The 16,110-nt window shown below is 40.4% G+C and carries 10 protein-coding genes; 8 read left to right on the top strand and 2 right to left on the bottom strand.

All coding sequences use genetic code 11. The annotated features are described in order from the left end of the window. Positions 1-51 precede the first annotated feature (51 nt). Both O3617_RS03030 and cooS read left to right on the top strand, forming a co-directional pair. Positions 52-1,680, top strand: coding sequence for a phosphoenolpyruvate carboxykinase (ATP) (locus O3617_RS03030; RefSeq protein ID WP_119982418.1), 1,629 nt, complete (start codon positions 52-54; stop codon positions 1,678-1,680). 774 nt (positions 1,681-2,454) lie between these two features. After that, the gene (gene cooS / locus O3617_RS03025) at positions 2,455-4,602 is read left to right on the top strand and encodes an anaerobic carbon-monoxide dehydrogenase catalytic subunit (RefSeq protein WP_371448597.1); all 2,148 of its coding nucleotides are present in this window, start codon (positions 2,455-2,457) and stop codon (positions 4,600-4,602) included. A gap of 467 nt (positions 4,603-5,069) precedes the next feature. Here cooS and O3617_RS03020 read toward each other — a convergent pair whose 3' ends face one another. Continuing rightward, positions 5,070-5,855: an MBL fold metallo-hydrolase gene (locus tag O3617_RS03020; protein ID WP_287532604.1), complete on the bottom strand. Its 786-nt coding sequence runs from the start codon at positions 5,853-5,855 to the stop codon at positions 5,070-5,072. Positions 5,856-6,015: 160 nt separating this feature from the next. Between O3617_RS03020 and O3617_RS03015 the strand changes: the two genes are divergently transcribed. Next, positions 6,016-6,615: a TetR/AcrR family transcriptional regulator gene (locus O3617_RS03015; protein WP_371448595.1), complete on the top strand. Its 600-nt coding sequence runs from the start codon at positions 6,016-6,018 to the stop codon at positions 6,613-6,615. Between the two features lie 534 nt (positions 6,616-7,149). Here the strand turns inward: O3617_RS03015 and O3617_RS03010 are convergent. Next, entirely contained in the window at positions 7,150-8,487 is a 1,338-nt protein-coding gene (locus O3617_RS03010; protein WP_005384381.1) for an MFS transporter, read from the bottom strand. 303 nt (positions 8,488-8,790) lie between these two features. Between O3617_RS03010 and O3617_RS03005 the strand changes: the two genes are divergently transcribed. The 5 genes from O3617_RS03005 (at position 8,791) to narI (ending at position 15,848) form a co-directional block, all read left to right on the top strand. After that, positions 8,791-9,492, top strand: a complete 702-nt coding sequence (locus O3617_RS03005) for a Crp/Fnr family transcriptional regulator (protein WP_005381528.1) — start codon at positions 8,791-8,793, stop codon at positions 9,490-9,492. Positions 9,493-9,564: 72 nt separating this feature from the next. Continuing rightward, positions 9,565-13,239 (top strand): nitrate reductase subunit alpha, encoded by a 3,675-nt coding sequence (locus O3617_RS03000; RefSeq protein WP_060807679.1) that lies wholly within the window; start codon positions 9,565-9,567, stop codon positions 13,237-13,239. Further along, positions 13,229-14,656: a nitrate reductase subunit beta gene (narH, locus tag O3617_RS02995; RefSeq protein ID WP_005376657.1), complete on the top strand. Its 1,428-nt coding sequence runs from the start codon at positions 13,229-13,231 to the stop codon at positions 14,654-14,656. The genes O3617_RS03000 and narH overlap by 11 nt, the downstream gene beginning before the upstream one ends. Next, positions 14,656-15,180, top strand: coding sequence for a nitrate reductase molybdenum cofactor assembly chaperone (gene narJ / locus O3617_RS02990; RefSeq protein ID WP_005381454.1), 525 nt, complete (start codon positions 14,656-14,658; stop codon positions 15,178-15,180). Before narH ends, narJ begins: the two co-directional genes overlap by 1 nt. After that, positions 15,177-15,848 carry a respiratory nitrate reductase subunit gamma gene (gene narI, locus O3617_RS02985; RefSeq protein WP_005376692.1) on the top strand — a complete coding sequence of 224 codons (672 nt, stop codon included), beginning with the start codon at positions 15,177-15,179 and terminating at the stop codon, positions 15,846-15,848. The genes narJ and narI overlap by 4 nt, the downstream gene beginning before the upstream one ends. Positions 15,849-16,110 lie beyond the last annotated feature (262 nt).

Genomic DNA, 16,110 nt, shown 5'->3' with positions numbered 1-16,110 from the left:
ACACGTACCGATAGGTTTTTATAAAGTTATACGATAAAGGTGAGGATTAGAATGGCAACACGTCGCATTTGGAATCAAAGTGAAATCAAGACAAATCCGTTATTTTCTAAATTACGCAGCACCATTGAAACTGCGTTTTATGGCAATAACGTAAAACCTGTTACATCTGTAGCAGAAGCGTATACATTGGCAACGCAAGAACCAGGTGTCATTCTTCTTGATATGCCTGTATTTAAACCAGAAGAACAAGGTTTACCAGCTGATGCTAAAATTCTCGTAACTAATGATGGTAAAACGACTGGCCGCTATGCGAAGGCTCGCCGTATTATTGGTGATGAAGGTATTGATGAAGTCGAATTAGCCGGTATCGCTCGTGATGCTGTGTATGATAGTCGCAATAAAGAATGGATTTCTACACAAGTTGTGGTTGGTCTTGATCAAAAATTCACGGCTCGTGCTCATCTTATGATTCCAAAGGATCATGCATCCATCATGTATTCTTGGATTATGAACTTTAAATTCTTTGACGAAGCGACAAAAGATTTCTACAACAACAGTAAAGATATTCCAGAAGGGGATATTTACATCTATTCTGACCCTGACTATGTAGTACCAGGTCATCCAGGTGGTCTTGCTATTTTTGACCCTGCTCATAACTGCGCTATGATTCTTGGCATGCGTTACTTTGGGGAACATAAAAAAGGCACATTGACATTGGCTTGGTCCTTAGCAAACCGTTATGGCTACGTAGCCTGCCACGGCGGTATGAAACGCTATAACCTTAAAAATGGTGAGTCTTTCACAATCGGCGTATTTGGTCTATCCGGTTCCGGTAAATCTACATTGACTCACGAAAAACACAATGGTCGCTATGATATTTCTATCTTGCATGATGATGCATATATCATCAATACAAATGATTTGTCCTCCGTTGCGATGGAACCAACATACTTTGATAAAATGCAGGACTATCCTGTGGAACACCCTGCTAATAAATACTTATTAACATTGCAAAACGTAGGCGTTACCCTCGATGAAAATGGTAATAAGGTCGTATTGGCTGAGGACGTGCGCAACAATAATGGCCGTGCTATTAAATCCCAATTCTGGACAGACAATCGCGTAAACCACGTGGACGAACCGGTTAATGCCATTGTGTGGCTGATGAAAGATAAAACATTGCCACCAATCCTTAAAATCGACGACCCTGTATTGGCTTCCACTATGGGCGCAACCCTTGCAACACGCCGCTCTACTGCAGAAAAACTTGATGCCAACGTCGATCCAAATGCACTCGTTATTGAACCATATGCAAACCCATTCCGTACCTATCCGCTAGTTCGTGATTATGAAAGCTACAAAAAACTCTTCAAAGAATGTGGCGTAGATTGTTATATCATGAACACCGGATTCTTCCTTGAAAAGAAAATCCCTAAAGAAGTGACCATTGATTTATTAGAACGCCTAGTAGAAGGAGACCTACAATTCGAACCATTCGGTGCCTATGAAAACCTATCCTACGTAGAAGTACCAGGATTCGAACCACCATTTGATGTACGTGAATACCATCACCAACTACACCAAGCCTTTGAATTCCGCTCTGAATACGTGGAAAAACTCAAAGACGGTAAAAATGAATTACCACACGAAGTACTTGATGTACTAAAAACTTTAATGTAACACTTTACAATAACCGAAATAGCCCCTCTGGAAAAAACACGCTACTGCGCTAAAGCGGAGCCCGAAGTTTTTTCCAGAGGGGCTATTTCTTTTCTGTATCTGTTTACATTAAGGTTTTTAGTGCATCGGTGTAGGGGGAGCTACTGGGCTAAAGCGGAGCCCGAAGTCATTTGTGACGGGCTGTTTTTACTTTATCCTTTATGCTTATACATTAAAGTTCTTAGCACATTTGCGTTAGAGAAGCTACTGCGCTACGCGGAGCCCGAAGTCGTTTGAGGAGGATTTTTTCATCCTTACTTATTCAGTAAGTACATTAAAGTTTTTATCATATCTGCGTTAAGAGAGGCACGCTACTGGGCTAAAGCGGAGCTAATGTTTTAAATATTTTAGATGGAGCAGTAAGATTTTGTGAAAATGATGCAGGAGAATTGTTGGTGTATATAGAATTAGTATTATAAGGTGTTTATTTCTCATGAGTGCTTTTAATTCCTTTAATAAATAGGAATTAAAGATAAGTTTGTTTCATGAAATTATTATGAGTTTTATAATTGAAAAACATTGTTATAATGGGGGATTGGAGACGATATTTTTTATAATATGTATAAAATTAGATTGACAATTGTCCTCTCAAAAAATATACTTGTAATAGATTAAAACATATTTTGAAGATAGGATTTAAAGCCCATCATTATGGTGGAATTAACTAGAAGTAAATGTAGAATATGTTTTCTTGTTATTGTCAGTTGGCCTATGTAGGCCCCTAGGAGGTTTATTATGAATAAAGATGTGGAAAACAAAAACATCCATGACCACAGTCATGACGAACATCATCATGACCATGACCATTGTGGCGGTTATCATCATCATGGTCACGACCACGACCACGATCATGAACATGGTCACGACCATAGTCATGCAAAGGCTATGCCGACGGATAAATGGGTGCCACACACTCATGAACCAGGGGTACCTCATGAACATGGTGTAAACGACTACATGAAAGCCGTTGCTGAGTATCGTAAAACCTGGCCTACAAAACAGGATGTAATTGAACAAACACCAGACCCTGCGGTACGTGAAATGATTCTTCGTATGGAGCAAATCGGTTGCGATACAGTGTTTGACCGTTTCGACAAACAACAACCACAATGTACTTTCGGTATTGCTGGCGTATGTTGTCGTGTTTGCTTCATGGGTCCATGTAAAATTACACCTAAGAGCCCTCGCGGTGTCTGCGGTGCTAATGCTGATCTTATCGTAGCTCGTAACATGACACGTGCCGTTGCTGGTGGTTTGACTCAACATGGTGCGCATGCTCGTGAAATCTTGATTTCTTTGAAGGCTGCTGCTACTGGTGAATTAGATATTCCGATTTTGGGCGAAGAAAAAATCCGTACCGTATGTAAAGCTTTCAACATTCCTGAAGAAGGCCGTTCCTTAAAAGATGTAGCTAATGATTTAGCAGATGTTCTGTTAGAAGACTTGAGTCGTGCGTTGCCAGGTGAATATAAGACGATTACAGCTATGGCTCCTGCTGAACGTCGTGAAGTTTGGAAAAACCTAGATATCTTGCCTGTTTCCGCATACAACGAAGCATTTGATGCATACCATCGCACATGTGTAGGTGGAGATGGCGATTGGGAAAGCAATATGAAACAATTTTTGCGTTGTGGTCTTGCTTTCACATTTACTGGTGTAGTAGCTGCAGATATTGCTACTGATGCATTATTTGGTCAAGGCGGCCGCCGTACATCAAAGGTTAATATTGGTGCTTTGAAAAAAGGGTATGTTAACATAGCTGTTCATGGTCACTTGCCAACATTGGTATCTCAAATTTGTAAAATTGGTGCATCTGAAGAGTACTTAGAAAAAGCGAAAGCTATCGGAGCTAAAGGTATCCAATTCTACGGTATCTGCTGCTCTGGTTTGTCCAGTATGTATCGTTATGAAAACGTTATCCCATTGTGTAATGCAATCGGTGCTGAACTTGTACTTGGTACAGGTGCTCTTGATTGTTGGGTAGCAGATGTACAAGACGTATTTCCTGCCATTATGGACGTAGCACGTTGTTTCAATACAAAAGTTATTACAACATCTGATGCAACTCGCTTGCCAGGTGCAGAACACATTGGTTACGATCACCATCATACTAACTTATCTGAAACAAAAGCATTGGCTCGCAAAATCTTGGATCGCGCTCTTGAAGCTCATGAATTGCGTAAAGGGATGCCTGTATTCATTCCGCCATACGAAATCACTGCAGAGGTTGGTTTCTCTCCAGAATCCACTGTTAAACATTATGGTTCCTTCAAACCATTAGCAGAGGCTTTAAAATCTGGTAAAGTTCGTGGTATTGTTAATGTAGTAGGTTGTTCCAACCCTCGTGTTATCTATGAAAAAGCAACTGTAGATGTTGTTGATACACTTATTAAAAATGGTTGCCTTATCTTAACTAATGGTTGCGCATCCTTCCCATTGATGAAACTTGGCTATTGTAATACAGATGCTATTAAGAAATGTAGCCCTGCATTGCAGGAGTTCTTGGGCGATGATCAACCACCAGTATGGCATGTTGGCGAATGTGTAGATAATGCGCGTTCCTCTGGTATCTTCGGTGGTATCGCAGCAGAATTAGGCCTTAACTTGCCTCAATTACCATTTGCTATGTCTAGTCCTGAATGGTCTAACGAAAAAGGTGTTGGTGCATCCCTCGGTTTCCGATTGATGGGGATTAACTCTTACCATTGCGTTGAACCACCTACACAAGGCTCTGATGCTGTTACAAAATGGCTTAAAGAAGACACTAAAGATCTCTTAGGTTCCGTTATGTATGTAAATACTGATCCTGTTAAAGTAGCAGAAAAAATCTTAGCAGATATGGATGCAAAACGGGCTGCTTTAGGTTGGGCAGAAGTAAAATAATTATTAATTGATTAGACTATTTAACCGAAAATAAAACTCATCTTCTTTACGAGGTAATGAAATACCCTCTCGTGCGTCCTCCACCGCCTTAACGGTCTGCGGCATAGCCTTGACCTAGCAAAGTCGGACGTACTGAGAGGGTTATTTCATTAGAGGTAAACTCTGAATTAGTAAATCTAAATGATGAGTTTTATTTTCTACGTTTTAGCCTAATTAACTAATAATTATTTATGAAAGAATAAAAGCGTCAGGCAGACCTGACGCTTCATTGTAATTTCCATCTTAAGTTTATTCAAATAAACTTAAGATAACGCCTAACGTAATAAGTACTACCAATACTTACACGTTAGGCGTATCTTATTTCCCAAATTTTTAGATGAGCCTAACGCTCGCACACGTCAATGACTCTCTTTATGTTTATAGTATACCTCAATAACAACATAAAAACAACATAGGTATATAGTAACTTATAGTATAATAGTTTCTCCATCCTCAGGGACTGCTACATGGCTTTCGATATTGGTGCCTTTGATAAATTTGTGCACATCCTTACGGCTTGTTGCTGTATGATTAACTGTATCCATATGAACAGCGATGATTTTAGCTTCTGGTTTGCGTACTACCATGCGGCCAATATCTTTTGTCCCCATAATAATACTATCTTCAAAGCCCAAAACTTGAGCATATCCTGTATTCATAATAATAACATTAGGGTCGAAGCGAAGAAGGGCCTTCTCTACATCGCTTGTCCATACTGTATCGCCTACAAGGTACACAGTTGGTTCGCCTTCTGCTTCAAAAATAACGCCCATTGCATCGCCTGCTAATGGTGCGAGAACTGGATTTGCATACATTTCTACAGTGCCGTGTGAGCCACCTGTTTTTCTCAATGTGATACCATTAAACTCAAGACTTTCAAAAATGATGCGTACATCATTAAAGCCTTGGGAGATAATAAGTTCTTTGTCCGCTGTATTTTGCACAAAAATAGGAAGTGACTTTGGAATAGATTTAATTGCCGTGTCATCCCAATGATCGAGATGTGTGTGTGTAACTACTACCGCAGTTACATTGCTTAATAGATTGTCCATTGATACAGGTAAATCAACCATAGGCATTCTTTGTTGATAGTTAAATGTTCCTTCAAAGCCAGGATAAGTATCTTTGGGTGCTAAGAATGGATCAATAAGAAATGTTGTGTTTTTTATTGTTAATTTTCCTGTAGCATTTCTAATGTGAGTATATTTTGTCATAGGTATCTCCTTAATTGTATTTTGAAAATCTAATCAAATAGATTACTGTTTGTAATCCCTAGAATTAGTGTACCTTGTTTTGTTATACTAGTCTCAACAATAATTGACACTATGTTTGTTAATAGACACATTGTATAAATGTGTCTATGTAGGAGGTTATATGATAACTCGAAAAGAAATGACACGAATGTTGTTAAAAGAAGGGTTGCTTAGCTGTTTAGAAAACCATTCTTTTGAGTCTTTAACCGTAACATTGTTGTGTAAAGCATCAGGTATAACTCGTTCTACATTTTATTTACACTATAGCAATATAATGGAAATTGTTGATGATTTAGTAGATGATGCAATCGCTTATTCGCGACCAGGAATGGTAGATAATAATAATTTACAAACTATAGCTCAAACCTTATCAGCTGCTTCTAATTCTGTTTCGCTGAGAGAAGCATACGATTCTATTTTTGATAGATTGCCCTTATGTCAGCGTATTATACGACATAAAAAGTATTTACCTTTATTTTTAGATGAACAAATTTCAGAATATGTATTACAACGAATTATACGGAGTGAAAAAGATCGGCAAGGGCTTGTTATGGCAGAAGCACTTGGGACTTCATTTGACGTGGGTGTATCCGTTTTTGTATTTTTAGTGCACGGACTATATGCTGTTAATAAACAATATAAGTGGTCCCAAAGCGATGAATGGTTAGAAGCACAGAAAGTTATCTTTGAACTCGTTTACCGTGGGTTACATAGAAAATAAGCATATAAGGCTCACATACTTCCTTGGTGCATCAATACATGCTCACCTAGAAATTAGTACAGGCCTGTACTAATTTCTAGAAGAGGTATATGGATGAGGTCAAGTCCCTAGGCCGCGACCGTTCTGTCTATTTAGAACGCATAAATTCATGGATAACCGTAATTGCTGTGGCAGAAAATATAATTTACTATGTGATGTTCTAATACAGATCTAAATTCCAATAAAAGAACACCCACAATTATCCGACTTTACTAGGTCAAGGCCCTAGGCCGCAGACCGTTTTGTCTATTTAGAACGCATAAATTCATGGGCGATCGTAATTGCTGTGGCAGAAAATATAATTTACTATGTGATGCTTTAATACAGATCTAAATTTCAATAAAAGAACACCCACAATTATCCGACTTTACTAGGTCAAGGCCCTAGGCCGTAGACCGTTAAAGTAGCTGGAGGATAATTGTGGGTGTCTTTTATTACCAAGTTTAGATAGTAAATTATATTTTCTGTTCCGCAGCTATAAGGTAGAACATGAATTTATACGTTCATGTTTGCCCCTTTTCTCACATAGAACCAGAAGCAAACCGCAACTGTTACGATGTTGAATGCTAGTAGTACTGCGAATGCAGGGTGAATGTTGCCGAATGTGGAGTATACGAAACCGAAGATTTTAGGTGTAATGAATGCACCGTATGCAGCTACAGCAGCTACGAAACCTGTGATTAAAGAGGATAACAACGGATTGCCAAATACGTGAGGAATCATACGGAATGTAGCACCAGTTGCGAAGCCACAGCATACGAATGTCAACACGGACATAGCAAAGAAGAATGGGAAGTTGTGCATATCTACGCCAACCGCAATTAGCGCTGTTGTTGCACATAGACCGAGAAGGCTTACAAAGGTAACTTTTGTACCGCTGTTAATTTTGTCTGCTAACCAACCACCTACAGGGCGAAGTGCACCTGCTACAAGTGGACCTACGAATGCGATAGAAGCAAATGGTACTTCTGGGAATTCTTTACCTACTAATAGACCAAGTGCTGCTGCATAACCAGAGAAAGCACCGAAGGAACATGTATAAAGTAATGTAAACGCCCAAGTGTGTTTGTTCCCAAAGATTTGTACAAGATTTTTAGGATTTGGTTTTTCTAGTGGTAAGTTATCCATGAAACGTGTCATAAGTGCAAGGATAACAACGAGTGGTACGATCCACATGAAAGCTGCATTGGCAAGGTATACTGCGTTACCTTTGATGATAGCTGGTGTTACACCAAATACACTACCTAGTGCAGTAGAACCCATAGCAAATGGAGCCAAGAAGTAGATTACAGAAACACCAAGGTTACCAACGCCGCCGTTGATACCAAGAGCAGTACCTTTTTCGGATTTAGGGAAGAAGTTGCCAATGTACGCCATGGAGGACGAGAAGTTGCCGCCCGCTAAACCGATAAGGACAGTCAAAATCATGAATGTCGTATAAGAAGTTGTTGTATCTTGAACGGCAAAGCCAAGCCATACAACAGGAACTAATAAAATAAGTGTGGAAATAAATGTCCAGTTCTTACCACCGATTAAGGCCGGCATGTAGGTATATACGAAACGTAATGTAGCACCTACAAGACCTGGTAATGCGGCTAATGTAAATAATTGATCTGTTGTAAAGTTAAAGCCAGCGCCATTTAGTTGTGCTGCAATGGTTGCCCATAAATACCATACACAGAATGAAAGGGTTAATGCAATTGTGGATATAACCAGGTTTTGTTTAGCAATTTTTTTACCAAACTTTTCCCAAAATTCTGGATTTTCTGGTTGCCAATTAGCCACAATTTCGCTACGGCTTGCCCCTACTTGAGGCATTTTTAGTTCTGACATGAGAGCTCTCCTTTAACTAAAACACATGTGATAAAGGGTAGATCTTTTCACACGAATATGTGGCACATCTCGTTTAAAAGCCTTGTAAAATGTGGTACTATAATAATAGAGAGTGTGCCTAAAATCACACCATTATTATATAGGACAGAATATAATGTGAATGTGACGAAAAACACACTTATATGAGAATTAATCGGTTATAATAGGGATAATATACGTAAAGTATATAGTATATGTGCCTTTTGTGCATGGCTGTTTGTGAAAGCTACTTTCACAAACAATATGGACAAATGACACTGAAAGATGCACGGTGATAGTATGGAACAGGAGTTAATTAACCAGTTACTTGCATTGCCAGGAGAAACAATTCACCTTGAAAAAGGCGAGTTTTTGTTTCACGAAGGTGATATAGCAGATCATTTTTTTATTGTCCGCGAAGGGCGACTTAGTATTAAGAAGTTTGAGGCAAGTGGTCATATTTTTGCTCATCGGTTGGTGGGGCCAAATAATGTGCTTGGTGAAATTCCTTTGTACGAGACGAACACCCGGACTTACGTGTTCAATGCGATTGCACGTGAAAAATGCTCGGTATATTCCATCCGTTATGATGTTTTGGAACCAGCCATTGCAAAGGACCATTCACTGGCCATTGCAATGATGAAAATCTATACACTTCATATGCGGCGACAACAAGCCAAATACAGAGATTTGTTGTTGTATGGCAAAAAAGGTGCATTCTATTCGACACTATTGCGTTTAGCTAATAGCTATGGTATTCAACGTGATGACGGTATCTATATAGATATCGCGTTAACAAATCAAGAGTTAGCTGAATTTGCTGCCACATCTCGGGAAAGTTTAAACCGCATGCTCAGTGAGTTACGAAAATTAGGCTATGTAGCCTATGATAAACACCATCTGGTAATCTGTGACTTAGATGCATTAATCGGATTACTCGATTTAGATAGCGACACGATCGACCCTAATATCAGTAATATCGAATAATTGTGGATATTCGCCCTTGTTGTTGGCATTGCTAACGCAAGGGCTTTTTTGTAGTTTTAAGGAGGACACGAGATGAGTTTATTGTCTCAGAAATTCAAGTTTCTTCGCAAGAAGGACGTATCTCCAAGCGGTCACCAAATCACAGAAGAAGGCGGTCGCGAATGGGAAAATTTTTATCGTGACCGTTGGTCCTACGATAAAGTAGTCCGCACAACACATGGCGTAAACTGTACTGGTTCTTGTAGCTGGAACATTTACGTTAAAAATGGCGTCGTAGCATGGGAAAACCAAGCTACAGATTATCCGGAAACACCGGATGATATGCCGGACTATGAACCACGTGGGTGCCCTCGTGGTGCGACATTCTCTTGGTATTTATACAGCCCATTGCGCGTAAAATATCCATATGTACGCGGCGAATTGGCTGAGCTTTGGAGAGAAGCTAAGAAAACAGCTAAAAATCCTATCGAAGCATGGAAATCTATCGTAGAAGACCCTGAAAAGGCGAAAAAATATAAATCTGCCCGTGGTATGGGTGGCTTTGTGCGCTCCACTTGGGACGAAGCGACAGAAATCACTGCAGCATCTTTACTATATACAGCAAAAACATACGGCCCTGACCGCAACGCAGGCTTCTCTGTAATTCCAGCGATGTCCATGTTGTCCTATGCAGCAGGTGCTCGTTTCCTTAACTTAATGGGTGGTTCACCATTGTCCTTCTATGACTGGTATGCCGATTTACCACCATCCAGTCCACAAGTTTGGGGTGAACAAACGGATACACCTGAATCTGGTGACTGGTACAATGCTGGCTACATCATGACTTGGGGTTCCAACGTACCGTTGACTCGTACGCCTGATGCTCACTTCTTGACAGAGGTCCGTTACAAAGGTACTAAGGTTGTATCCGTATCTCCTGACTATGCGGAATCTACAACTTCTTCTGATGCTTGGCTTAATGTGAAAGCCGGCACTGATGCGGCTCTTGCTATGGCAATGGGTCATGTTATCTTAAAAGAATATTATATCGATAAGGAAACTCCATACTTCAAAGAGTATGCTAAAGAGTTTACCGATATGCCATTCCTTGTACGCGTTGAAGACATCAACGGTGCAGTACAACCAGGTCGTTTCTTAAACGCTAAGGATTTAGGTAGCAAAGAAGACGGTGCTGATTTCCAAACTGTATTAATTGATGAAACAACAAATGAAATCGTTGTTCCAAATGGTACAATGGGCGACCGTCACACAAATCCACAAAAATGGAACTTACGCCTTGAAAACCGTAATACAGGGGCTAAAATTGACCCTCGCTTATCCGTGTTTGACCAACGCCAAGATGTGACTGTTGTTAAGTTGCCATACTTTGGTGATGAAGAGCACGAAGGCGTTATTGAACGTGCTATTCCAACTATTACAGTACAAACTGTAGACGGTCCTGTAAAAGTAACTACCGTATATGACCTTATTCTTGCTAACTATGGTATCGACCGTGGTATCGGTGGTGAAGTAGCAACATCTTATACTGATGACACTCCTTACACACCTACATGGCAAGAAAAAATTACTGGCGTAACAGCAGATATCGCTATTGCTACAGCTCGTGAATTTGCAGATAATGCAGAAAAAACTAAAGGTCGTTCCATGATTATCATGGGCGGTGGTATCAACCACTGGTACCATGCAGATATCATTTACCGTACAATCTTGAACCTCATCATGTTCTGTGGTACAGAAGGTGTTAACGGTGGTGGCTGGGCTCACTACGTAGGTCAAGAAAAACTTCGTCCTGTTGAAGGCTGGGGCGGTATCATGACAGCTAACGACTGGAGTAAAGCGCCTCGTTTGCAAAATGGTACATCTTGGTTCTACTTTGCTACAGAACAATATCGTTCTGATTGCATCGATTTGGCAGACCGCGTATCTAAATTAGCTAAGCCACGTTACCGTCACCCTGGTGACTACAATGTATTGGCTGCACGTTTAGGCTGGTTGCCATCTTATCCTACTTTCAATAAAGGCAGTCAAGAATTAATTAACGACGCTCGTGCAGCGGGTGCTGGTACAGAAGCAGAGATTAACCAATATGTAGCGCAAGCGTTGAAAAACAAAGAATTACAATTCTGCGTAGAAGATCCAGCGGCTAAAGAAAACCATCCACGCAACTTGTTTGTATGGCGTGCGAACCTTATCGGTTCTTCCTCTAAAGGCCACGAATATTTCTTGAAACATTTACTTGGTACAAAACATGGTGTTCTCGAAGATGATGACGCACCAGTAAAACCAGAAGAAATCAAATGGCGCGAAGCAGATGAAGCTGGTAAGCTTGACCTCTTAATCGACATCGACTTCCGTATGGCTTCTACAGGCTTGTATTCTGATATCGTATTCCCAGCGGCTACATGGTATGAAAAAGAAGACTTGTCTTCTACAGATATGCATCCATATGTACACGTATTCCAAGCGGCTGTTGATTGCGCATGGGAAACTAAATCTGACTGGGATACATTCCGTACTCTTGCTGAAACAGTATCTCGCGTAGCGAAAGAGTCTGGCTTCACAGAATACGAAGATATCGTAGCGTTACCTCTTGGTCATGACAGCCCAGGTGAAGTGGCTCAACCAGAAGGTAAGGTTCTCGACTGGAGCAAAGGCGAATGTGAACCAATTCCTGGTAAAACAATGCCGAACCTCGTTCATGTAAAACGCGATTATAGTAAAATCTTTGAAAAATACATTGCATTGGGACCTAATATTGAAAATAAAATGGGTGCTCATGGCATGGCTTGGGATGTATCTGATGAATATAAGACATTATATGATCAAAATGGTGTCATCGATAATCCAGAATTTATTTCTCATGGCCGCCCTAGCATTTACGAATGTAAGGAAGCTTGTAATGCTGTATTGACATTGTCCTCTTGTACAAACGGTAAATTGGCTGTTCGCTCTTGGAAAGCAATGGAAGAAAAAACAGGCCTTTCCGGTCTTGAAAAGAACGCAAAAGGCCGTGAACAAGAAAAAATTACCTTCGATGACATGGTTCGCCAACCACGCTTCATCATTAGCTCTGTAACAAGTACTGGTAAGAACGATAAAAACCGTCGTTATTCTCCATTTACTACATCTACAGAAGATAAGGTACCATTCCGTACCGTAACAGGTCGTCAATCCTTCTATTGCGACCATGAAATGATGCGTGATTACGGTGAAGCTATGGCGTTGTACAAACCGGTATTATCCTATAAACCAGTACAAGGTGACTACAAACAAGAAGGTGTTCCTGAAATCACATTGAAATACTTAACACCACATCACAAGTGGTCTACACATAGTATGTATTTCGATAGCCAACAAATGTTGACATTGTTCCGCGGTGGTCAAACTATTTGGCTCAACGAAGACGATGCAGCAGAAATCGACGTTAAGGATAATGATTGGGTAGAAGCTTTCAATAAAAACGGTATCGTTGCAGCTCGTGCTGTAGTTTCCCCACGTATTCCTCGCGGTATTTCCTATATGCACCATTCCCAAGATCGTCACATCAACGTTCCTGGCGCGAAAGTTAAGAAACAACGCGGTGGTACGCATAATGCACCAACTCATATTCACATGAAACCGACACACATGATCGGCGGTTATGGCCAATTGAGCTATGGCTTTAACTACTATGGCCCAACTGGTAACCAACGTGATATGACAATTGTGGCTCGTAAAATGAAGGAGGTAGATTGGCTTGAAGATTAAGGCTCAAGTATCTATGGTCCTAAATTTGGATAAGTGTTTGGGTTGTCATACATGCTCTATCACTTGTAAAAATACATGGACGAACCGCGAAGGCGCGGAATATATGTACTTCAATAACGTGGAAACTCGCCCAGGCGTAGGTTACCCACGTCATTGGGAAGACCAAGAAAAATGGAAAGGCGGCTGGACATTAGATAACTCCGGTAAATTAGCTCTTTCTACAGGTTCTAAAACAAATCGTTTGATGAAATTATTCTTCCATCCTGAACAACCAGAATTGAAGGATTATTTCGAACCTTGGACTTACGACTATGAAACATTGATTCATGGTGGTCGTAAAAACAACCAACCAGTTGCTCGACCTCGTTCCCTTGTGACTAAACAAAAAATGGAAGTTACTTGGGGCCCTAACTGGGATGACGATTTGGCTGGTGGTCAACATGCTCGCTCTGATGTGAATTTAACTAAGATGGGCCAAGATATCGTATTTGACTACGAAGAAGTATTCATGCGTTATTTGCCTCGTCTTTGTAACCACTGCTTGAACCCTGCATGTGTAGCTGCATGTCCATCCGGCGCGATTTATAAACGCGATGAAGATGGTGTGGTTCTCGTATCTCAAGATGTATGCCGCGGTTGGAGACATTGTGTTCCATCTTGTCCATACAAAAAAATCTTCTATAACTGGGAAACTAATAAAGCCGAAAAATGCGTATTCTGTTACCCACGCTTAGAAAATGGCTTGCCTCAAATCTGTGCTGAAACTTGTGTAGGTCGTATGCGCTATGTTGGCGTTGTATTCTACGATATGGACAAAGTAGAAGCTATGGCAGCTACAAAAAATGAACAAGATATTTACGAAAATACATTAGATTTGATTTTGGATCCTCATGATCCAGAGGTTATCAAAGCGGCTCGTGCAGAAGGCATCTCTGAAGCATGGATTAAAGCAGCTCAAAAATCTCCTGTATACAAACTTGTAAAAGAGTGGGGCGTGGCATTGCCATTGCATCCTGAGTATCGCACATTGCCAATGGTTTGGTATGTACCACCACTCAGCCCAATCTTGCAACGTGTAACATCTGATGTATACTTGCCAGATGCGCATGAAATGCGCGTACCTGTACAATACCTTGCTAACTTGTTTACAGCGGGTAATACAGAAATTTTAGCTCGTACATTGCAACGTGTTCTCGACATGCGTGAATACATGCGCCGTCGTGAAACAGGTGACGGTCCTATCGATCACAATGTGGAGTTAACAGAGGATCAAATGTACGGTATGTACAAATTGTTGGCATTGTCCAAATACAATGATCGCTTTGTTATTCCATCTGATGTAAAAGTATCTCGCGAAGGTCGCCTAGAAATGCAACAAAATCGCGGTTTTGCTTGCCCTACAGGGGGATGTCAATAATGAAGGATGCTCAGAAAATCGCTCTTATTGCGTCATTTCTTCTACGCTATCCTGATGAACAATGGTATAACGAATTACCTGAATGGAGAGAGGACGCCCAATCCGTTGGGCATCCTCAACTTCGCCAAGGTTTATTAGAATTCTTCGACTATGTAGAGGAATCTGATAAAAAAGAATTTGAAGACCAATATGTTCGTACCTTTGATTTTAGTCAAAATACAACGATGTATTTGTCGACTTATGAATTACAAGGTACTGGGGAACAAGCAGAAGAACTCGTTAAATTTAAAGCGTTCTTCCTAGAAAACGACTATGATTTGCCAAAAGAAATGCCAGACTATATTCCAGCACTTCTTGAATTATGTGCCGTTATCGATGATGAAAAAGCAAAAGAAATTTACGACTATTGTAAACCAAAATTGGAATACATTAGAGAACGCTTCATTGAGGCTAAATTGCCTTATGCATTCTTGTTTGATATTATCTTGTCTGTTGCAAATGGATTGGAGGACGGTGCACGATGAATCTATTCCTTTGGGGCGCTTTGCCTTACATCGCTTTCACCTTCTTAATCGTAGGTACTTTGGTTCGTTTCTTCTACTTTGAAAGAAACTGGACTACAAAATCGAGTGAATTTTTAGAGAAAAAACAATTGCGCATTGCCAATCCATTGTTCCACTTTGGCTTGCTTTGCGTTATCGGTGGTCACGTAGTAGGTGTGTTAATCCCTAAAACTTGGACTGCTGCAATCGGTATTAATGACCATATGTACCATCAAGGTGCGTTATACATGGGTGCTGTAGCGGGTATCATCTTCATCGTCGGCTTCTTGCTTTTGATGAAACGTCGCTTTACTGTGCCTGCTATGAAAGTTAATACATCTGGCCTTGATAAATGGTTATACTTGTTCTTAACATTAGCTATTTTTAGCGGTATGGCTGGTACATTGCTTAATGCATCTGGTTTCTTTGATTACCGCGTATCCATCGGCCCTTGGTTCCGTAGCCTAATCTCCTTTATGCCGGATCCATCCTTGATGGAAGGCGTACCATTCATGTTTAAATTCCACATGTTAGCGTGGATGGTGGTAGCTATTATCTTCCCATTTAGCCGTTTGGTACACTGCTTGAGTGTTCCGCTCAACTACTTAGCACGTCCGTTCATCGTATATCGCAAACGTGATCGTGTATAATTGAATAGTTGAAACTTTATATCGGTTGCATACGGTATACTAGTTTCTCTAATAGCCCTCATGGTTGTGAAAGCTGTCGCTTTTACGGCTGTGAGGGCTTTTAGTGTTTATCTGCTCTTGGATAGTATTTAAAGTCTATATTGTAATATGGGCATATTCCTGCTATATGAGTAACATTCATGTTTTTATATGAGATTGGTATACATTTTCACTTTACTATGAGAATGAAAATTGGTATTATCTTATATGGTGTTATTTTAAA

The organism is Veillonella sp. 27098_8_77 (assembly GCF_041431535.1).
Classification (GTDB): Bacteria; Bacillota; Negativicutes; order Veillonellales; family Veillonellaceae; genus Veillonella.
The sequence above is the reverse complement of the archived record's forward strand: the minus strand, read 5'-3'. Positions and strand labels throughout refer to the sequence as shown.

Bases quoted from the DNA above. Each gene is read 5' to 3' on its own strand.
- O3617_RS03000 (WP_060807679.1), top strand. From the start codon at position 9,565: ATGAGTTTATTGTCTCAGAAATTCAAGTTTCTTCGCAAGAAGGACGTA.
- narI (WP_005376692.1), top strand. From the start codon at position 15,177: ATGAATCTATTCCTTTGGGGCGCTTTGCCTTACATCGCTTTCACCTTC.
- O3617_RS03030 (WP_119982418.1), top strand. From the start codon at position 52: ATGGCAACACGTCGCATTTGGAATCAAAGTGAAATCAAGACAAATCCG.
- O3617_RS03005 (WP_005381528.1), top strand. From the start codon at position 8,791: ATGCACGGTGATAGTATGGAACAGGAGTTAATTAACCAGTTACTTGCA.
- O3617_RS03020 (WP_287532604.1), bottom strand. From the start codon at position 5,855: ATGACAAAATATACTCACATTAGAAATGCTACAGGAAAATTAACAATA.
- cooS (WP_371448597.1), top strand. From the start codon at position 2,455: ATGAATAAAGATGTGGAAAACAAAAACATCCATGACCACAGTCATGAC.
- O3617_RS03010 (WP_005384381.1), bottom strand. From the start codon at position 8,487: ATGTCAGAACTAAAAATGCCTCAAGTAGGGGCAAGCCGTAGCGAAATT.
- O3617_RS03015 (WP_371448595.1), top strand. From the start codon at position 6,016: ATGATAACTCGAAAAGAAATGACACGAATGTTGTTAAAAGAAGGGTTG.
- narJ (WP_005381454.1), top strand. From the start codon at position 14,656: ATGAAGGATGCTCAGAAAATCGCTCTTATTGCGTCATTTCTTCTACGC.